15 protein-coding genes and 7 pseudogenes are annotated in these 20020 nt (G+C 46.9%); 18 read left to right on the plus strand and 4 right to left on the minus strand.

Going from position 1 to position 20020, the window contains the following annotated elements:
* The first annotated feature begins 22 nt into the window (after positions 1 to 22).
* The 6 genes and pseudogenes from ABVM99_RS10280 (at position 23) to ABVM99_RS10305 (ending at position 7414) form a co-directional block, all read left to right on the plus strand.
* On the plus strand, positions 23 to 454 hold the full coding sequence (locus tag ABVM99_RS10280) for a DcrB-related protein (protein WP_001199685.1): 432 nt from the start codon (positions 23 to 25) through the stop codon (positions 452 to 454).
* Positions 455 to 484: 30 nt separating this feature from the next.
* Positions 485 to 4981, plus strand: coding sequence for an RHS repeat-associated core domain-containing protein (locus ABVM99_RS10285; RefSeq protein ID WP_223195304.1), 4497 nt, complete (start codon positions 485 to 487; stop codon positions 4979 to 4981).
* Positions 4968 to 5417 carry a hypothetical protein gene (locus ABVM99_RS10290; protein ID WP_023195630.1) on the plus strand — a complete coding sequence of 150 codons (450 nt, stop codon included), beginning with the start codon at positions 4968 to 4970 and terminating at the stop codon, positions 5415 to 5417. Before ABVM99_RS10285 ends, ABVM99_RS10290 begins: the two co-directional genes overlap by 14 nt.
* 157 nt (positions 5418 to 5574) lie before the next feature.
* Positions 5575 to 5664, plus strand: a pseudogene (locus ABVM99_RS10295) (hypothetical protein); the annotation flags it as partial.
* 233 nt (positions 5665 to 5897) lie between these two features.
* Positions 5898 to 7022, plus strand: a complete 1125-nt coding sequence (locus ABVM99_RS10300) for an ISAs1 family transposase (RefSeq protein WP_023195631.1) — start codon at positions 5898 to 5900, stop codon at positions 7020 to 7022.
* 35 nt (positions 7023 to 7057) lie between these two features.
* Positions 7058 to 7414, plus strand: a complete 357-nt coding sequence (locus ABVM99_RS10305) for a hypothetical protein (protein WP_023195632.1) — start codon at positions 7058 to 7060, stop codon at positions 7412 to 7414.
* Between the two features lie 66 nt (positions 7415 to 7480).
* Here the strand turns inward: ABVM99_RS10305 and ABVM99_RS10310 are convergent, their stop codons facing one another.
* A complete protein-coding gene (locus ABVM99_RS10310; RefSeq protein WP_023195633.1) occupies positions 7481 to 7738 on the minus strand; it encodes a SymE family type I addiction module toxin in 258 nt (85 codons plus the stop codon).
* A gap of 126 nt (positions 7739 to 7864) precedes the next feature.
* Between ABVM99_RS10310 and ABVM99_RS10315 the strand changes: the two are divergent.
* The 4 genes and pseudogenes from ABVM99_RS10315 to ABVM99_RS10330 all read left to right on the plus strand — a co-directional run.
* A pseudogene (locus tag ABVM99_RS10315) lies at positions 7865 to 8038 on the plus strand (RHS repeat-associated core domain-containing protein); the annotation flags it as partial.
* Positions 8039 to 9173: 1135 nt separating this feature from the next.
* Positions 9174 to 9641: an exported pathogenicity island protein gene (locus ABVM99_RS10320; protein ID WP_023195635.1), complete on the plus strand. Its 468-nt coding sequence runs from the start codon at positions 9174 to 9176 to the stop codon at positions 9639 to 9641.
* Positions 9642 to 9670: 29 nt separating this feature from the next.
* Positions 9671 to 9828 (plus strand): annotated as a pseudogene (locus ABVM99_RS10325) (RHS repeat-associated core domain-containing protein); the annotation flags it as partial.
* A 130-nt stretch (positions 9829 to 9958) separates the two neighbouring features.
* Positions 9959 to 10237: a hypothetical protein gene (locus ABVM99_RS10330; RefSeq protein WP_077684064.1), complete on the plus strand. Its 279-nt coding sequence runs from the start codon at positions 9959 to 9961 to the stop codon at positions 10235 to 10237.
* 138 nt (positions 10238 to 10375) lie between these two features.
* On the opposite strand, the pseudogene ABVM99_RS10335 reads toward ABVM99_RS10330, so the two are convergent.
* Positions 10376 to 10618: pseudogene (locus tag ABVM99_RS10335) on the minus strand (SymE family type I addiction module toxin); the annotation flags it as partial.
* A gap of 52 nt (positions 10619 to 10670) precedes the next feature.
* On the opposite strand from ABVM99_RS10335, the pseudogene ABVM99_RS10340 reads away from it, so the two are divergent.
* Positions 10671 to 10832 (plus strand): annotated as a pseudogene (locus tag ABVM99_RS10340) (transposase); the annotation flags it as partial.
* A gap of 64 nt (positions 10833 to 10896) precedes the next feature.
* On the opposite strand, the pseudogene ABVM99_RS10345 reads toward ABVM99_RS10340, so the two are convergent.
* A pseudogene (locus ABVM99_RS10345) lies at positions 10897 to 11487 on the minus strand (ATP-binding protein).
* A 1005-nt stretch (positions 11488 to 12492) separates the two neighbouring features.
* Here ABVM99_RS10345 and tcfA point away from each other — a divergent pair.
* The 6 genes from tcfA (at position 12493) to tioA (ending at position 19060) form a co-directional block, all read left to right on the plus strand.
* Positions 12493 to 13203, plus strand: a complete 711-nt coding sequence (gene tcfA, locus ABVM99_RS10350; protein ID WP_001009507.1) for a fimbrial chaperone TcfA — start codon at positions 12493 to 12495, stop codon at positions 13201 to 13203.
* A 71-nt stretch (positions 13204 to 13274) separates the two neighbouring features.
* A complete protein-coding gene (gene tcfB / locus ABVM99_RS10355) occupies positions 13275 to 13829 on the plus strand; it encodes a fimbrial protein TcfB (protein WP_223195309.1) in 555 nt (184 codons plus the stop codon).
* A gap of 108 nt (positions 13830 to 13937) precedes the next feature.
* Positions 13938 to 16625: a fimbrial outer membrane usher protein TcfC gene (gene tcfC, locus ABVM99_RS10360; protein WP_023195639.1), complete on the plus strand. Its 2688-nt coding sequence runs from the start codon at positions 13938 to 13940 to the stop codon at positions 16623 to 16625.
* Between the two features lie 22 nt (positions 16626 to 16647).
* Complete coding sequence (locus ABVM99_RS10365; protein WP_023195640.1) at positions 16648 to 17715, plus strand: CfaE/CblD family pilus tip adhesin; 1068 nt, start codon at positions 16648 to 16650, stop codon at positions 17713 to 17715.
* Positions 17716 to 17847: 132 nt separating this feature from the next.
* Positions 17848 to 18303, plus strand: coding sequence for an Lrp/AsnC family transcriptional regulator (locus ABVM99_RS10370; protein WP_000141547.1), 456 nt, complete (start codon positions 17848 to 17850; stop codon positions 18301 to 18303).
* A 139-nt stretch (positions 18304 to 18442) separates the two neighbouring features.
* Positions 18443 to 19060, plus strand: a complete 618-nt coding sequence (tioA, locus tag ABVM99_RS10375) for a protein TioA (RefSeq protein ID WP_023195641.1) — start codon at positions 18443 to 18445, stop codon at positions 19058 to 19060.
* Between the two features lie 600 nt (positions 19061 to 19660).
* Here tioA and ABVM99_RS10380 read toward each other — a convergent pair.
* Positions 19661 to 19773: pseudogene (locus ABVM99_RS10380) on the minus strand (hypothetical protein); the annotation flags it as partial.
* 56 nt (positions 19774 to 19829) lie between these two features.
* Between ABVM99_RS10380 and ABVM99_RS10385 the strand changes: the two are divergent.
* Positions 19830 to 20018: a hypothetical protein gene (locus ABVM99_RS10385; protein WP_031603244.1), complete on the plus strand. Its 189-nt coding sequence runs from the start codon at positions 19830 to 19832 to the stop codon at positions 20016 to 20018.
* The last annotated feature ends 2 nt before the right edge of the window (positions 20019 to 20020 follow it).

Consider the following 20020-nt stretch of genomic DNA (forward strand, 5'->3'; position numbering starts at 1 on the left):
GCATTCAATAGGATTTATCTCCATGCAATACCTTATTAATGAAGGACATTTTTCCCTGCCCGGAAACTGGCAGGATAACACGATGAACATTTTGACACCGGTGCTGAGCGACATTGCAGGCGCAAACCTGGTGGTCACGCGTGAAATTCTGCCGGAAGGGGCGGAGTTCAGTGATTATCTGGCGGTACAGAAGAAGAAATTCCGTACTGAGCTGAAGGCGATGACATTCACGGTGGAAGAATCCTGCCATGTGGAAGAGCGTCCGGCGGAATACTGGGAGTTTAGCTGGAACAACAACGGAATAACGATACAACAGCTACTGCTGGTGATACTTAACGGTCGTCAGGTGCTGACGCTGACCTATTCCTCAACGCAGGCGCTGGCAGAGGAAGATCGTAAAACGATGCGGGGGACATTGTTGCATTTTCGTTTTGGGATGCCGCAGGACAAATAACCCGGCGGACGCAGTGGTAAGGACGAACGGATGACGGAAAAAAGCGCGCAGGAAAAGCTGGCGGAACTGAACCAGCGGGACAGTAATGCCGAAACAGTAGAAAACATCGCCACCACAGGGCATGTTGCCAGTGTCGGAATCACGGTCGTCAGTATGGTGGGGGCAACGGCAAAGGTAGGGCTGGCAGCAGCAGCGGCCAAAACCTGTGCAGCCGGAATAGCCAAAGCTGTTGCTGGATTTGGCGGCCCTCTGGTTGCCGGACTGGCGGGAGGGATGCTGGGGGGATGGCTGGGTACCAAAGCGGGTGACTGGTTTATGGATACCTGGGGTAAAGATCACGCAGTTTCTGGCCCCACAGATATACCGGCGTGTGTGGGACATCATATTGTTCATAACAATTCCTTTCTGGGGGCAATTGGTGGGTTGATTGGCGGACTTATTGTAGGGATTGCGGTTGGTGCACTGGTCGTTGCGACGGGAGGGGCTGCGCTGGGGGTTCTCGCTGCCACTGTTGCTGCCGGAGCCGGAGGGCTGGCGGGGGGATTTGTCGGCGGTGCCGCGATGGCCATTGGTTCCCGCTGGGCCTCTGATACCGGAGAAATTCATGAAGGTTCGCCCAATGTCACTTTTGAAGGAAAAGCAGTGGCACGGGTAACCGATCCAGTGATTTGCAGCGACGATCCGGGCGAACCGCTGCCGCAGATAGCTGAGGGCAGCAAAATCATTTCTGTAAACAGTCTGCCGCTCGCACGTAAGGGGCATAAAATCACCTGTTCGGCAGTGATTCAGGACGGGTGTAAAACCATCACGGCGGATAAGACTACCGGGCAGTACGGGCCGATTAATGCGGATATGTCTGTTACAGAACAATCTGTCGTGTCCGGTTTAGAGGTTCTGACAGCTCTGTGGGGCGCAAAACAGTTAAACCGGGCAGCCAATGAGCGTATCAGCCAGGGATTCAGCGACCCGGTGGACGCGGGAACAGGCGAATATCTGGACTACCGTACTGATTTCCACTGGCCCCATATCCTGCCGTTAACGTTGAAACGCGCCTACACTGGCCGCCATACCGTGAGCGGCTTTCTGGGCACTCGCTGGCTGTCTAACTGGTCACAGTACCTGGAATTCGACAGCGACGGGCAGAATGTCACCTATTTTGATGCTGAGGGTTTATGTCCGGCCTATTCCACGGTGCAGGAACCATACAACTGCCGCAACCTGCTGGTGCCGCGCTACCGCCTGACGGGTAACCGCAGGCGGGCCGTCATCTTCGATGAGCATACGCAGCAGGGCTATATCTTCACACCCGTTTCCCCCGGCGCACGTCGCCTGCGTCTGTCCGCTATCAAAGACCGTAACCGCAACGAAATCCGCTTTCTCTATAACGGCGTGGGCCATCTGACAAACGTCGAACACAGCGGCGGCCTGCGCCTGCGGGTGATGTGTGGCCCGGAAGGACTGATTTACCGCGTCAGCGATGAGGCGGACGGCAGTGAGCTGGTACGTTATGACTACACTCACCACGGCGATGAGTGGTGGCTGCGTGATGCGCAGACACGGTTTAACGGCACGCTGCATTACACCTACACCGAACAGGGCTGGCTGAGTTCCTGGCGCGACAACGGCCCGACACATTTTCACCTGCGCTACGACGATGAAGGGCGGGTGGTGGCGACGGGCACCGAAGAGGGGCTGTATAACGACACCTTCCGTTACTTCCCGGCAGAGCGCAAAACCGAGTACACCGATGCAACCGGGGCCGTCACCACGCTGTGGTTTGATGAAACATGGCTGCTGATAAAACAGCGAGACCCGCTGGGGCGCATCACGGAGTGGGGGCGCGATGAATATGACCATCCGGTGAGCATCCGGCAGCCGGGCGGGCGTGTCACACAGATTAAACGCGATTATGCCGGACGCATCCTGAGCGAAACGGATGCCGACGGGCGCAAGCGGGAATGGCAGCGGGATGCGTTCGGGCAGATAACGGCTTACCGGGACCACCGCACCACGGCGGCATACCGCTATAACAGCGAAGGCAACCTGGTTCATCGGGAAGTGAATGACCAGAAATGGCAGTACCGTTACACCGAAGATGGCCAGATAAAGGAGGTCATTTATCCGGACGGCAGCCGCGAGCAGTGGGCTTATAACGCGCAGGGCAGCCTGACGGCGCATACCGATGCGGCAGGCCGGACGACACATTATGCGGAAGACCGCTGGCTGCGGCTGACGGGCGTTACGGATGCGGAAGGGCGCAGCACGTACTGGCAGTACCGTCCGGGAGAGAGCAACCCGCATGAGAAGGTCAGCGCGGTTATCCGGGCAGACGGCGGCGCAGAAACGTTCCGCTACGACGGCGAGGGAAAAATCGCCGTCCATACCGGGGCAATGGGCCAGACCACGCGCTACCGCCACGGGGCATTCGACCTGCTGCGCGAGGTGGAGGACGCAGGCGGGCAGCGCATTGTCTGCGACTATGACGGCGCGGCGAGGCTGACACAGTTAACCCGCTCCGGCAACCAGCGCTGGCGGCTGCATTATGATGCGGCGGGGCAACTGGCGGGGGAGGATGACTGGTCGGGACGGCGGACGGTTTACCGCCGGGATGAACAGGGCAGGCTGGCGGAGAAAGTGCGCCCGGACGGCAGCGTGTGGCGCTATGCGCGGGATGAATTCGGTCGGGTGGCAACCATCACGGGTGAGCGCCAGCAACTACGCTACGGCTGGGACCGTTATGACCGGATGGTGAGCGCGGAGGTGTATGAGTGCAGCGACGCCACCCTGAAGGATTATACGCTGACCAGCCGCATCACGCTGGAATGGGATGACCGGCACCGGCTGGTGGCGGAAGAGCAGGACGGTCAGCGCACGGAATACCGCTACGATGAAGCGGGACGGCTGACGGGAACGAAAACCGCGGACGGCGAAACGCAGCGGGAATACGATGCCTCGGGCGTATTAACGGCTTACCGCAGCAACGGCCACCGGATGGAGTTAGGTCATACGCGGGCAGGGCAGGAGCGGAGCCGCCGCTACCGCCCGGAGGATGAAGAAAGCTGGCTGGCACAGACGCCGCTGAACCACGCGGTCTACATCCAGGAGCAGGGCCATGATGCCTGTGGCCGCACGGCGTGGCAGCGGCCGGGGGCGGAGCGACTGGCAGGCAGCCATGAGAGCGTGGCGTCATGGCGACCGCTGGGAGAGCACCGTTACGCGTGGGATAAATCGGGCCGCCTGACGGGCCATGAGATGTGGTCGAAAACGCGCAGCGAACAGGAAACGCGCTACAGCTATGACAACCGCGACCAGATAACCAGCGTGCTGCGGCTGAACGCCGACGGCCCGGCGCAGGAAGAGCGCTACCGCTACACGGTGAACGAGCAAATCGCGGAAAGCCGGATAAACGGCATTCTGTCGCAGCACCAGTACAGTAATGAATGTGTGACGCAGGCAGGAGACAGCCGCTACGAATACGACGCCTGCGGGCGGGTGATAAAACGCACCGAACAGAAACGGTGCTTCCGGCCACAGGAATGGCGCTACCGCTGGGATGACTTCGACCGTCTGCGGGAGGTGAGGACGCCGGACGGTGAGGTGTGGCAGTACCGCTACGACGCTTTCGGACGCAGAACGGCGAAGCGTAATATTATCCGTGCGGCGTGGAAACAAAATCACCACACCGTCAGCGAGGTGCGTTACCAGTGGCTGGGGATGGCGCTGTCGGCGAGTGAGAAGCGCTACGCGGACGGGAGTCCGGCGCTGCGTGAGCAGTGGCATTACCGGGGGGGGTTTGAGCTGCTGGCGAAGGAGGCGCGGGCGGCGAACGACGACACCAGCGACTTTTATCCCATGCTCATCGGCCCGGACGGCGCGCCGCAGGAGATGTACAGCGCGAACGGACGGAAGGTGTGGCGGCGGCAGCGAAGCCTGTGGGGGCTGGCGGCGACGAACGACGTATCGCCTGACGGGCGTGAAAGCTGTGACGCGGGCTTTATGGGCCAGTGGCGGGACGAGGAGAGCGGGCTGTGGTATAATTTACACCGCTACATGGACTCATGGACGGGGCAGTATTTAAGCCAGGACCCGCTGAAACTGGGCGGCGGGCTGAACACGCAGTCGTATGTGCATAATCCGTTAAGTTGGATCGATCCTCTTGGTTTATTAAAATGCGGCCTGACTGGAAATGAAGTTGGCAATGCGTCAAATTTACCTGTTATACGGCCAGGAACTAAAGAATGGCGGCTGGCAGTTGAGGCTATCGGAAGTGGTAAGAATACCAACTTCAGAGTGGCAAGTGAAAAAGATGCTATAGATCTTATTAGTCAGGGCCGGGGACGGATGCAAAGACAGGGCGCACCTAACGACCCCTATAATGAGATGGGAGGACCTTATAAGAAAGGGTATGAAGTTCATCCGAATGAGTCACACACACAGAATGCACCAGAAAATAATATACCCCATGTCAAATGGAAAGACTGGGAATCAGGAAAATCTAGCGGAGGAAGAGGCCATGTCTTTTTCTAAAGATAAAAATTTCTTTGAAATGTGGCGTTTTGAGGAATGTTATGATCTAATGCGGGCTGTTGAGTGCGGAGATATTATATTGTTCAATAAAGAGCAGAGCAAAACTCTCTGGTCTATGTTTGTCTCATCTAATGCAAAACATTTGATGAGAATGGATATGAATATATTTTCGAAAATAGAACATTATGATGTTGATTTTGATAGAAAGGAGTCTGCGGATGAATTGTTTTGTAAATTTTATGAGTTATCTGGTTATCCTCAATCTGTTTTTTTATTTTTTAGTGAAAAGTACCTTTGTATAACACCATATATCACCCTTCAAAAATATTGGAATTATTATTTTTTACCATCAGATGAAACGGCTATAATTATTACTCCCCAAAATAGTCATTTTCTCTTTTCTTACGAAGAGCGTTTTTTTATTGTAACTAGATAAGTGATTACGAAAAATTGGGTAAAAAATAAACTCTTCCCAGTTCATCAATGAGGCTGCTAAGTCTTTGCGATGGTTTATGTACTATGATGTTGTGATTTCTCCAATGTACGTATCAAATTAACAGTATAATTGGAAAGATGCCTAGATTGCGTATCCTAATCCGATAGGGTTAAGGGGCGAGCTAAATCTTTATCAGTATGCGCCGAATCTGTTAAGATGGATCGAACCATGGGGGTTAGCGGCTGCTAATGGAGGTAATGCTTCTCAACATGGAGGGAGCGGTCATAATCAGACGATTGATGATCATGTTAAAGTATTACAACAAACGGATGGTGCAGGGCAAGATCATCAAAAGTATGTTTTTTGTACTAATAAATTCGCATTTTCTGTCTAAAAATTAAGCCAATCCTTATCCGGTACAACTATCCTTCTGGTATCGTATATGATCAAATATCTCCTGAGAAATAAGGAGAACAGATTATGAATCTTGAAAAATTAATGGAACATATCTCAATTATTCCCGATTACAGGCAACCATGGAAAGTAGAACATAAATTATCGGATATTTTACTTCTTACTATTTGTGCTGTCATTTCAGGGGCTGAGGGTTGGGAGGATATAGAGGATTTTGGCAATGCACATTTTGATTTCTTAAAGCAATATGGTGACTTTGAATATGGTATTCCTGTCCATGATACTATTGCCAGAGTGGTTGCCTGCATTAATCCTAAAAAATTCCATGAATGTTTCATTAACTGGATGCGTGATTGCCACTCTTCAGATGATGGCGATATTATCGCTATTGATGGAAAAACACTGCGACATTCTTACGATAAAAGCCGTCGCCGGGGAGCGATTCATGTAATAAGTGCGTTTTCCACAATGAATAGTCTCGTGCTGGGACAGATAAAAACAGATGAAAAATCCAATGAGATTACAGCTATTCCTGAGTTAGTTAACATGCTGGATATCAAGGGAAAGATCATAACGACAGATGCAATGGGATGTCAGAAAGACATTGCAGAGAAGATCCGTAGCCAGGGCGGTGACTATTTATTTTCAGTAAAAGGTAATCAGGGTAGATTACAAAAAGCGTTTGAAGAAAAATTCCCGCTAAAAGAATTAAATAATCCGAAGTATGACAGTTATGCCACAACCGAAAAGGGACATGGAAGAGAGGAAACCCGGCTTCATATTGTCAGTGATGTTCCGGATGAGTTAATTGATTTTACATTTGAATGGAAGGATTTAAAAAAACTATGTATGGCAGTATCTTTTCGTTCGGAGAAAGTTAGTGGAAAGAAAGAACCGGAAATATTGGTGAGATATTATATAAGCTCAGCGGATTTAACAGCAGAGAAGTTTGCCAGTGCGATGAGAAGTCATTGGGACGTGGAAAACAAATTGCACTGGCGTTTGGATGTAGCAATGAACGAAGATGATTGCAGAATAAGAAGAGGAAATGCAGCGGAATTATTTTCTGGTATAAGGCATATTGCGGTAAATATTTTGACAGAAAATAAGGAATTCAAAGCAGGACTGAGAAGAAAGATGAGAAGAGCAGCGATGGACAGAGAGTACCTCGCGTCAGTCCTTGCGGGGTGAGGGGTTTCGTAATCTTGCCCTGGGTGTGGAATAAAATGAATAAAATATATATACCTATCAGGGCAGATATTGATAATGAAGATAGCGATGATGGCTATTTCTCATTAGGTTTTGTATTTAATTATGATGACAACATCATCCCACATAACATAGGGTTATGTCGTGATGAGCTAGAGGGGGAACCTAATTCTATTTATATAGAAGCAGATGACCAGATCTATGGGTTTAGAACTAAAAAGGCGAAATATTCAATTAGTGATAATATATTGACACTAACAATTCTTGATGAAAATGTCTTTTACTGGGATAAGTCTAAAATAGTTAATATTAAAATAGATGAAAACAAAATTGATGAAATAGAAAAATGCCTGAAATCTATTTTTAATATTTAAAATAAAAGCCGGGAGGATTATATAAAATCTTCCTGGCTTTTTATTATTTAACTCTCGTTCAGCGCACTAAACAAGCACATCCTTCACTCCCTTGACCACCTGTTTAGCCTGATAAAGCTGCTCCCTCAGTTCCTGCACCTCGTTATTATCCGCCATCAGCACAAGACACCCCTGTGAAATCTTCACGGTGACGCCGCGCCCGGTCTTAAATCCCGCTTCTTCCAGCCAGTCGCCCTTAAGGTGCAGGCTGGGGATTTGTGAGTAACAGGTGGTTATACAGGTTTCGCTGTTGATGTGGCGGACGCTGACGCCGGAGGCATTCATATTTGCTGACTAAATAAATTCTTAATTCTCCGCCGGATGCTGGCTGATTGTGGAGCTCAGGGTGAGTGAGTATGGGCGCGACATCCTGGCACTGTGCCCCCCTCTCCCCGGCCAGTGATGAGCAACCGGCTGCCGGGGCCGTATTTTGACGATGAAACGGGCCTGCATTAAAATCTGTTCAGATATTATGCACCGGAGTGTGGCAGGTTCGTCAGTCAGGGCCCGACAGGGCTGTAAGGAGGATTAAATCCTTACCACTATCCGTTGAATCCCGTCACAGATACAGATCCGCTGGGATTGTTTACATGTGAATTATGTAGTCGCATGATAGATGAGACTAATAATAGTCTGGATAGTCTTCCATTTAATCCGGCAAAAATGTTAACGGCTAGTTTAAATATGGCTAATTCTGCAAGATTGCACGCAAGTGGGGTAGCCAAACTCGGGATGGGTATTGCTGCTGATGGATTGGTTATATTGTCTCCAGTGGGCAATGTTTCACTGGTATGGGGGCGTGGAATATCAAATTAGCAACTGCTTCATATAACAGGGCAAATTTATGATTATCAGAATCACTTAATGAAACCGACAAGGATAGGTGCTGGAGAAATTTATTAGGTGTATTGCCTTATAGTGAACAGTTTGACGATCCAGATGAGCCATCAATTAGCGATGTGTATAAAGAGAAATTCCATAACATGATGGATTCTCCAATGAATTTCATCAAAAAGATAGGGACATTGATGTTTGATGAATATGATTAATAAAATATCCATGTTGATCTTTATTATTGGAAGTATAATCGCGATAATATGGATATTATATGCCACTTTATCGAAAAGAGGGATGTTTAGAGATAATCTTAAAAAAATAATCAAGATAATATGTGATTTATTTTGGGGGATAGGCTGATAACTCTGAGTAAAGAATATCAGAGACTGTACATGAAATTATTAATCCTTCGTTGAATAAAAGCCGGGAAATCATTATGGGCGGATAACCGCATCATGGAAGATATGCAGTAACTGTACCGGTATGACCGTTACGGGAGGCTGACGCCGGAGCAAATGGCGGGGCAACTGGAGCCGGAGTACACACCCCAAAGGAAAGAGAGGTTTGTGTGTATTATTCATTGTGTGATCATAGCGGTACAGGTACTTCTGCTGGTTTGTTATTCACACTATCAGCCCCTGATGCTGATTTATCACCAGGAATATCAGAGTCTGGAGGGGATTCTTATGGAGGCACTTCTTGCGGGAATGGCTTATACAGATGCTTGTGATCAAACTGATAGTTATAAATATACAAAAGGTGTGAGTATGGGACCCGGATTTGGAGACTAGGGGGAACTCACATGCTCCCGGCATTCGAGGTGTCTATCGGAGATTTTCGATCTGATGGATAAGGGATATGATTGGTTATCAGGTGAATTCAAGTGAAAAGAAATAGATTTTTTCTATCGTTACTATTTATGGTGTTGATTGTGTTGTTCGTTATTCTATTTTTTACATGGTTAGGTAGAGAGAATATTAAAAATGATAGCGCTATTCGAGAAGTTGCGAAAGAAGAAGTTGATAAGCTTTTTTCTCTTTATAATAAAGGGGAGTATGCTGAGATATATGATTTGTCATGTGACTCTTTCAAAAATGCCACTGCGAGAAAAGATTTTTTAACAGTTATGGGAACTAAAATGAAAATACTCGGTGAATTTAAAGGGCGAAAACTTCAATATAGTAATGTCATTAATTCAAAATCCGTGGAGTTATATTATAGAGTGGACTATATTAACTATTCTTTAATTGAAGAATTTAACTATATTAAAAATGATAGACAAAAAATATGCTTGCAAGCAATGTATACGGATGATGCGGGGAAACATGGGGAGGTAATTAAATTACATTAATGTGTGATAACTCCAGTTAGAACCTATCCCAATGCGATGAAGAATCGGGGCTGTATTATAACTAGCGCCGTTTCTATAATCCGGGACTGGGAAGGTATATTACGCAGATCCAATAGGGCTGAAAGGGGGATGGAACCGATATCATTCTCCGCTGAATCCTATTACAGATAGTGATCCTCTTGGCCTTATTACTTGTGGTGCTGATAGAGGTGATTCTGGCAAGTTATTAAGATGAAAAATGGTTGAAAATAATTGCATTAGTGAATGCTTATTTACGTCTTTACCTACAAAAAGTAACGGATTTGCCTTCTGGAATTGTGTTAACGAATGCAAATAAAATCAATGCTGTTGATGTTTTTACTACAGGAATAGGTATGGTTAACGATAAGGATACAGCTATATTAATTAGTAATTTAATGTTGAGATTCGGTAAGGAACTTGATGAATCTGTTGCTGTTGTTCAGTCCCGTTGTGATGAGGATGAATTTAATGTATATCGAGAAGCGGTTGGTTTTATCATGGGTGAAATGCTTATTAAAATAATGAATCCATTATATGAAAAACATCCAGAAATAAAACCAAAAGGATTGAAATAAAACATCTGGAGCCGGATGGATAATATGTAAAAGCCGGAGGGGTTATCTTTTTCCGGCTTTTTATTATCAATTGCTCATTAACTCCTGTTCCGTTCTTTTACGTTTAATCACCGGAATATCTCCGGTATTGTTCAGCGCCCCCAGAAATGTTTTTAACCACTGTTCTGCATTCCGTTTATTAATGCGGATCACGCCCATCCCTTCAATACAGCCAAAGAGTCCGCGGGTATGCTGCGGCGTGATCACGATGCAATCCCTCATTACCCGCACCTTGACGGGCATCCCGTTAATAAACCCCGCCTGCGGTATCTATTCACCGTACAAACGAACTGAAAGTCTCTCAACGCGTGAGTATGTAAGTATCCCGCATAATCGAGCCATTCACATTTAGAGATCATCCGACATAATCAATCTGCCAACGCAGGAGATCGCTGTGCGTAAAGCCCGTTTTACTGCGCACCAGATCATCGCTGTGATTAGAACAGTCGAATCCGGACGGACTGTTAAAGATGTCTACCGGGAGGCCGGTATTTCTGAAGCCACCAGGGACAACTGGATGTCTGGATACGGCGGCATGGAAGCTTCTGATATTAAATCTTGAGGATGTCAACGCCAGGATTTATGGTCGTTTTTCGCTATTTTTAATATCCGCTGTTTGATCACTTCTGCTGTCCGCTTTCCGCCATTTCATCTTCACTGATTGGCGTTGCGCTTTTGGTCAGCGCCCCGACTTTGCGTTTTTCCTTCAGTTGGTAACTTTCTCCTTTGATATTCAGTGTGGTTGAGTGATGCAGCAGCCGATCCAGGATCGCTGTTGCCAGCACGTTATCACCGAACATCTCTCCCCAGTCTGCGAAGCCTTTGTTTGACGTCAGGATAATGCTCGCTTTTTCATACCGTCGGTTCAGCAGTCGGAAGAACAGACTGGCTTCCTCGCTGGTCATTGGCAGGTAACCTGTTTCGTCCAGGATCAGCCCCCGCGCATAGCTCAGTTGTTGTAGCTGGCGCTCCAGGCGGTTTTCCAGCTTCGCTTTCATCAGCGTCTACCAACCTGTCCTGCGGCATGAACAACACCCGATGGCCCACATCTGCCGCTTTCACACCGGGGGCAGCGGCCAGGTGGGTTTTCTCCACTCCGGGGGCCCCAGCAGGATCACATTCTCGCAGCGCTCCACGAACGCCAGACCGGCCAACTCCCGGACGACCTTACGATCGATGCCTGGCTGGAAGCTGAAGTCGAACTGCTCCAGCGTTTTGACTCATGGCAGACGAGCCTGTTTCAGCCGGGATTCCATTCCGCGCTGATGTCTGCCGTTCTATTCCTGCTGCAGCGCCATGCACAGGAATGTCGACTTATTTTTGGGCTGACAGAGGCATTGGTCGTTAAGACTTGTATATTCATGTTGCTTACTCGCACAAAAGGGGGAAAGGAACCGTAAACAACATTGACAGGTAAGGGACTGGCATCAATTTGAATGGTGTTTTTTTTATAACATTATGTTTTAAAAGGTGAATTATATTTTCATGGTGAATTATTCTGTTTTCTATTGTTGTTTATGGAGTATTTAACCAATATTTCAGCTAAAAACAGTGTATTATATTGATTACACTTTGCTGGAGAGGTGTAAACATCAAGCATAACCATATGATGTATATGAGTTTTTGTTTGCTGATATCATATTTTTAACAGATATTGAGCAAGTAAATCTGATCTAACTGTAACTTTAGTTTTCTAAATTAATTACCTTGCTTACTTTTTTTTACCTGGTTTTGTAAAACCTCATAATGATCAGTCTATTTGTGGCTTTGTTTAAGGTTTATTTGGTTTTGTAGTCTGAATTGTATCTCCCTCCTGGAGGGCTTTCTTTAGATTCTCTGTGTCCTACGTTGTTATGTTACGTATTTGTTGCTTTGAAGGGGGGTGAAAATACAGTTCCATTTATCTGAGTAAGTCAGGTACACAGTAACAACTTTCTTATAAAGAATTTCCAAAATTTTTACCGCGGCGTTATTAATTGTTCAGCGATTCTTACAGATCTGTCGTTCGCTTTTGGTGAATGAAATCCGTGGACTTTTATTTACTAATTTTTCCTTTCCTGAAAAAAACAGAGGTATTGAGCGAAAAATTTTATTCCGTATGATGCCCTCCACACAAAATGTATTAACACTGAATCGTAATTTGCTTCTTTATGCTGATAACTTTCTGTCTATGCTAATACTAAAATTTAGATGACTTTTATACGGTAAAATCTGGTATGAATTTTAAAGATACTCTTCCCGGGGTGTTTCTCTGTGTCGCTATGTTTGCATGTGGTCATGCCAGGGCGAATATGCTCGTTTATCCCATGGCGGCAGAAATTAATAGTAGCCGCGAAGAGGCCACCTCGCTGTTCGTCTATTCTAAATCAGATCATGTGCAATATATTCGAACAAGAATCATGCGTATTGAACACCCTGGTATGCCACAGGAGAAGGAGGTACCAGCAGGGAATGATATAGAGACAGGACTTGTTGTCTCCCCGGAGAAATTTGCCCTTTCCCCGGGAACAAAAAAAACAATACGTGTTATCAGTACTCAGGCACCGGAAAGAGAGGAAGCCTGGCGGGTATACTTCGAGGCTGTTCCTGAACTGGAAGATGATCCACAGGCAGGCGGAAAGCAAAATTCATCCGTAAGTGTGAATCTTGTCTGGGGGGTGTTGCTGCGTGTTTCTCCGTCAGACCCCAGGCCTGCGCTGGTAACGAACGGTCACCACCTGCTGAATACGGGAAATACCCGGCTTTCTCTTATTCGGGCCGGCAACTGCGACACCACATGCCACTGGCAGAATATAGACAAAAGTATTTATCCCGGCGGGAGTGCTGATATTCCGGCCGGAATAAAAAGTAATGCATTTCGTGTGGAATATCGTACGGGTGCAAATTCACCGGTAATCTCTGCTGATTTAACAGCAGCCGGAAAGTAAAAACACACGGAGCGTACGCTATACCCTACATTTATTCTCAGGGGGAGCGGATGTATACCTAGTGTACATATATCACTGTAATAAACAACAAAGCAAGGTTATTTTTTATGAACATGAAAACATCTTTTATTGCCGCAGCTGTGGCATTGGCCACCGTTTATTCTTTTTCTGTTTCTGCGGTTCAGAAGGATATTACCGTCACTGCCAATATTGACAGTACACTTGAACTGCTGCAGGCCGATGGTTCATCCCTCCCGTCGACTATGAAGCTGGATTTCATGCCGGGTAAGGGCCTGGTCCATAAATCACTCCAGACCCGCCTTTACAGCAACGATCAGACCAAGTCGGTTGATGTAAAACTGTTGAATGCTCCACAACTTATCAACGTCCTGGATCCCACCAAAACCATTGATATGGAAGTGACTCTGGGAGGACGGTCACTGACCACCACCAATTCTGTACTGGAAGCTAAAACCCTGTTCCCGGACGGAAAAACTGGCGATGCTTCAACTCTGCTGAACCTGGATATTGGTCAGAAGGCTGGAGCAGCCTTACAAAACCTGCCTGCCGGTGAATACAGCGGATTGGTCAGTCTGGTGATTTCACAGGCTGTCACTGCCGGCTAATAACCGGTTATTAGCTCTTCATCTGATCCGGTTTTGGGGTGTCACCGTTCGTACCTGAACCGGATCCGGTATTGATCTTATTATTCATTGCAATTTAGGTCTCTTTACGTGAGTCGTTATTTCTGGATGTATTATTTACTGGGGTTGTGCAGTTTTACCAGCCAGGCAACTCTTATTCCCCCTCCTGGATTTGAATCTCTGCTGGAAGGACAGACTGAGCAAATTGAAGTGTTGCTACCAGGGCATTCACTGGGATTATTTCCGGTGGTGGTTAAACCGGACACCGTGCAGTTCATGTCCCCATTGATGGTACTTGAAAGCAGTGGGCTTGCCGCGTTGCCGGTCGCAGAACGGCAAAAAGCGCTGGCTGCACTCAGCCGTCCGTTGCTACGTAACAGCAATCTGGTCTGTGGTGTCTCAGAAGCAAAAGACAGCAGCGAGTGTGGTTACGTGGCAACAGATAAAGAGGATGTTGCGGTTATTTTTGATGAGAACAACGGTCAGTTATCTTTGTTTCTTAACCGGGACTGGTTGCCGGATGAAGAACGACGTGATAAACGCTGGCTGACTCCGACCCCGGAGGGTGTCAGCGCATTTATTCACCGCCAGACGCTGTATCTGAGTGATGATCTCCACAGTCGTAATATGACACTGAATGGTAGCGGTGCCCTGGGGCTTGGTGACGGTCGTTATCTGGGAGGCAACTGGGCGGCTATCTGGAATCAGTCAGAACATTACAATAACAGTCAGACCTGGTTTGACAATCTGTTTGTCCGTCAGGATCTCGGCAATCAGTATTATCTCCAGGCTGGTCGGATGGATCAGCGGAATCTGTCCAGCGCCACGGGGGGGGATTTTGGGTTCAGTCTGCTTCCCCTGAGCCGGTTTGATGGATTACGAACCGGGACCACCCAAGCTTATGTTAACCATGAGGTGGACCAGAATGCCACTCCGGTTATGGTTCAGGTTACCCGAAATGCCCGTATTGATATTTATCGTGGCAGCGAGTTGCTGGGGAGTCAGTTCCTGACCCCGGGTATGCATACCCTGGATACTCATTCTCTTCCACCGGGAAGCTATCCTCTGGCGTTGCGGGTGTATGAGGATGGGATTCTGCGGCGAACGGAGACCCAGCCCTTCAGTAAGGGGGGCAATAGCTTCAGTGCACAGACCCAGTGGTTTATTCAGGGCGGGCAGGAAGATACCGGGGATAAAGCCAGCCATTATGACGGTGAGACTGTCATGGCTGCCGGATTCCGAACTGGGCTGCGGAAAAATATCAGTCTGACCGAAGGTATCTCTCTGGCACATGAGGCCTGGTACAGTGAAACCCGACTGAATTCACAGCATGCAGTGCTGGATGGCACGCTGGACCTTTCTGCCGGGATACTGCATGGGACAGACAGCACGAGCGGTAACACTGAGCAGGTGACATACAACGACGGATTTTCCGCGAGTCTGTGGCGTAACCATACGGAAAGTGATGCCTGTAGTGGTCGTCATCCACAGTCAGTGCATGCCAGTATGACCTGCCAGACTTCGATGAACGCCTCCCTGTCGGTTCCGGTGGGGAACTGGTATGCCCTACTGGGATACAGTACCAGCAGGACAGAAGGTTGGCCGGTTTACCGGGGATATGATGATAACAGTGACAAAGAAAATGTGTTCTGGCGACAGGCATACATCCCTGCCTCTCACCGCGAATCTGCTCAGGCTAGTGCAACGTACAGCCTTAATATGGCTGGCATGAATATTAATACCCATGGGGGAGTATGGCGAACCCGAAATGACGGAGTGAATGATGATGGCTTGTTTATGAGTGTCAGTGTGTCATATGCCTCTCAACCACCGACAATGACTGGCAGTAATGGGTATACCTCAGCCGGGACCGATATTCACAGTAGCCGGAATCAAAAAACACAGACGTCCTGGAATGTGAACCATGTGAGATCCTGGCAGCAGGATCTGTATCGTGAACTGTCGGTGGGTTTCTCCGGTTATAACGACGACAGCTGGAGCGGGAGTCTCGGCGGACGCATGAGCGGCCGTATGGGTGAACTGAGCGCCACTTTCAGTAACTCCCATCAACGTAATGCGGGCAGCGCCAGTTCACTCACCGCTGGCTACAGCTCGTCTCTGGCGTTATCCCGTAATGGACTGTTCTGGGGAGGTGGTCAGGACGGTGAACCGGCCTCTGGCATGGCGGTGAACGTGGAGTCAGAGGGGGACGAGGGCAGTAGCGGGAAAGTAGTCAGCGTTCGTGGCAGCAGCCAGCCGTTCAGTCTCGGTTTTGGTCAGCAGTCGCTGTTGCTGATGGAAGGCTATAACGCCACGGAGGTGACCATTGAGGATGCAGGGGTTAGTTCACAGGGTATGGCAGGCGTAAAAGCGGGAGGGGGAAGCAGGTGTTACTTCCTGACACCCGGGCATCTGCTGGTTCACAACATCAGCGCCAGTATGAGCCGACTGTACGTTGGCCGCGTACTGGACAAGGATGGCAGACCGCTGCTGGACGCACAGCCACTGAACTATCCATTTTTGTCGCTGGGAGCTTCCGGGCGATTTAGCCTGCAGAGCGAGCATAAAGAATCCAGCCTGTGGCTGCTGTCAAAAAACAGGATCCTGCGTTGTCCGCTGTCAGTACATAAACGGCGGGATGTTATGCAGGTAGTGGGTGATGTGCGGTGTGAATTAAGTGACGTGGATGCCCTGCCACAGGCGTTGCAAATATCGCCGCGGGTCATCCGTTTACTGAACGTTGCTGGTCTGCTGCGCCATTCCGTTCAGGAAGCCTGACGTAGAGATAAAAGCGATAACTATGAGTAATAAAATGAAGTGGACAAAGATAAACCATTATTTACATCCGAAAATTTGTTCGGCCTGCGCAATCCTGCTGATGGCTGGCGCTACACTGCCACAAGTCGCCGATGCGGAGACTACCTACGACCGGACCAGCACCGTCGACCTGAATTACGACAGGAGTAATGTACTAGGCTTTGAACGCATGTTTGAGCAGTATATAAATACGAATTATCTAGGATGGGTATGTAGATCCAATAGTAATGAAAACGAGGGTGCGTGTGACGATACAAATCTGATATGGCATAAACGGGGGGTAACAAAAATTCGTCTGCGTTTCAGAGAACAAATCAGTCATGCTGAAACTACGCTCATACTGGACGCTCATGCTGGAGGACCATGTGGATATTTTACTATTAATGGAGCCATTAATTGTGTATATCCATCGAACTACGTAACGGCCGGTATTTCCGCCGAAGAGCTAGCGAAAATACCGAAAGCCGGTATATGGAAAGCAACGTTGGTCTTGGATGTACATAGATGGCCAGACGGAAAAGACGGAAAAGTTGGTGTCTGGACTACAGATATCACGCTGAATGTAACAGACCACTTTGCTGAAAATGCGGCTATTTACTTTCCGCAGTTTGGTACAGCAACGCCTCGTGTTGACCTGAATCTTCACCGAATGAATGCCTCACAAATGTCGGGCAGGGCTAATCTGGATATGTGTCTGTATGACGGAGGTGTGAAAGCCCGTTCATTACAGATGAAGATAGAAGGAAGCAATAAGTCAGGTACGGGATTTCAGGTTATAAAGAGTGATTCTGCTGATACGATTGATTATGCGGTCAGTATGAATTATGGGGGACGAAGTATTCCTGTCACCCGTGGCGTGGAGTTCAGCCTGGATAACGTGGATAAAGCAGCAACGCGTCCGGTGGTACTTCCCGGGCAACGGCAGGCGGTACGTTGTGTGCCAGTGCCCCTTACCCTGACAACACAACCCTTTAACATCAGGGAGAAGCGTTCTGGTGAATATCAGGGAACGCTGACAGTGACAATGCTGATGGGAACACAAACCCCCTGACAGTAATTATTTATTTTATTGATATCTTTCTTATATGGTTTTTTAAATCAGAGTTCTCTTTATATACTTGTTTTATTTAATAAAGAGAATCTATTCACTTATGAAAATCAATGCGTGAGGTTCTGCTTTCCTATGACTGAGTATTTAGATGATAAAGATAAAGAATTATTGAAAGAAATCCAAAAAGATTGTGCACAAACTTTATGGCAACTTGCATATAAAGTTGGACTTACGCCCACACCATGTTTCAAACGTTTAAAAAAACTTAAAGACAGGGGGGTTATCATTGGTCAGTTCGCTTTATTGGATAAAGAAAAACTAGGTCTTTCACTTAATGTCTTTATTATGATTAACATATCTGAGGAGCAATACGCTAGTATTTCTGAGAAAATAAAGTCAATGCCTGAGGTTATTGCCTTTTATCGAATTTCTGGATCATTTAATTATTTAATGCATACAGTATTTACAGATATGAACGATTACTATAGTTTTTATGAGAAAATAATATTAACTAATTCTTCAATTAGTGGATCTGCATCGAGCTTTGTTCTTGAGCAAATAAAAGAAACAAACGAACTGCCAGTGTGAAAGTGTGATGTGTACTTACTGATTTAATACATTATTATCCTTCTTACGGAACAACAACGGCAGATTGCGGCTGTTGAACAAGGATTTTAATCAGCAGTAGTGAGATTAAGCGGCACAGAATAACATAGCGGAATATCATATGGTTAAATATCACCCCGTGCATGTAACAAAAAACCGCATTAAAACAGATGATGTTACTGATATTTATTTCGTTGAACCCTTCTGGAAAGAAGGCGAAAACCACATAATTGAGTCATTGATGTTTTTTGAAGAGTTACAAAAGTCATTTAATTTATTCAACCATAAATATGGGTTAAATAAATATATACTCAGGATCCCCTGGGAATTTGTGCTCATACATATGGAAAGGATCAGTAAATTAAATAGCGTCGGGTTATTTGCTGTTTCTGTTGACTTTAATAACAACCACAAATTTCTGAGCGAGTACATCAGGAGTCGCAGAGATTATGGTATGGAAGTTTGGTTTGATTTTTGTGGTAAACATTCTTATTCCAGTGAAATTAAAAACCTTGGGTTCTTTTTTCAGGCTTGCGTAGTGCCTCGTGATTCTAATTTTATTAGTAGTGTTTATCATTATCATAAGTTCCAAAAGATTCTTGTCGGGGATATAAATGATGTAGAACAGAGGGCCGTGTACCAGAACGAAGTTGATTACATGTATGGAATGCAATGGCCATCGTCATATGACGGTTTTTTCTTTCGGGATCATAAAAAAAATGAAACTTGGTGTATATAACAGAAGGAGTGAAAATTTGAATCAAAAATATCTTATTTATTTTTTGTTTAATTATTGTTTTGTTTTTTATTACGATTAAATATAAAGAACATCATTGTTCGTGTGGTGGGGAGGCTGGAAGTTTAGGGGATGACCGTTTATCAACAATTTTATTACAGCCACCATACGAATGGTTTATATATGCACTAGATGTATTATTTTAGTTTAATATATCGATGGTTGCTATTTGCATTGATGATGTTCCGTTACATTAAGGAATATACATCTGTATCTCTTTATACGCACGCTCACATTACTATCATTATTAATATGAGTGTGGTTCTTGTTTTACGCATGCATGGTTGCATGTGACGTTAAATTTAAATGAGCTGACTGTATGAATTCTAAATACTTTAGAGAGGTGTTTTTTGTCTCGGTAGTTGTTATATTATTATTTTATTTGGTGTTATTTGCAGCCAGTGCTCATGCTGAAGGCGGTTTCAGCTCTGGAGGCATTGGGTTATTTATGACGGGAACAAGAGAGATGCTACTGTAGAGATAATAAATTCTGCTAAAGATTCCCCAATTCTTGTGCATTGACATCCTCCACGTCCTGAAGGGCGTGGGTTCCTGCTCCAACGGGCTGCCTGACTGCACGCTCCTTCCACAGGCAAGCACGGCGTGTCCCGCTCTAAAATGTTACGCGCGCCGTTTACATCGGCGTTCGCAGTATATCTTCATACCAGACACTTGTAAGTATCTCGCATAATCGTGCCATTCACATTTAGAGATCATACAACAGGACGGGGCTGTTTTTGGGCAGCCGGAAGTTAAGCCCATACCAGAAACGTTGCAGTGTACTGAAAAATGGCGCCAGGTTGCACCTGTTCAACGATTTTCTGAAGGCGCAGGAGTATTCATTACTGATATCCTCCATTGCGCCTTCGGGAACCCACAGAACCAGCTATTTTACCGATAGTG

Source organism: Salmonella sp. SJTUF15591, from assembly GCF_043356435.1.
GTDB lineage: Bacteria > Pseudomonadota > Gammaproteobacteria > Enterobacterales > Enterobacteriaceae > Salmonella > Salmonella enterica.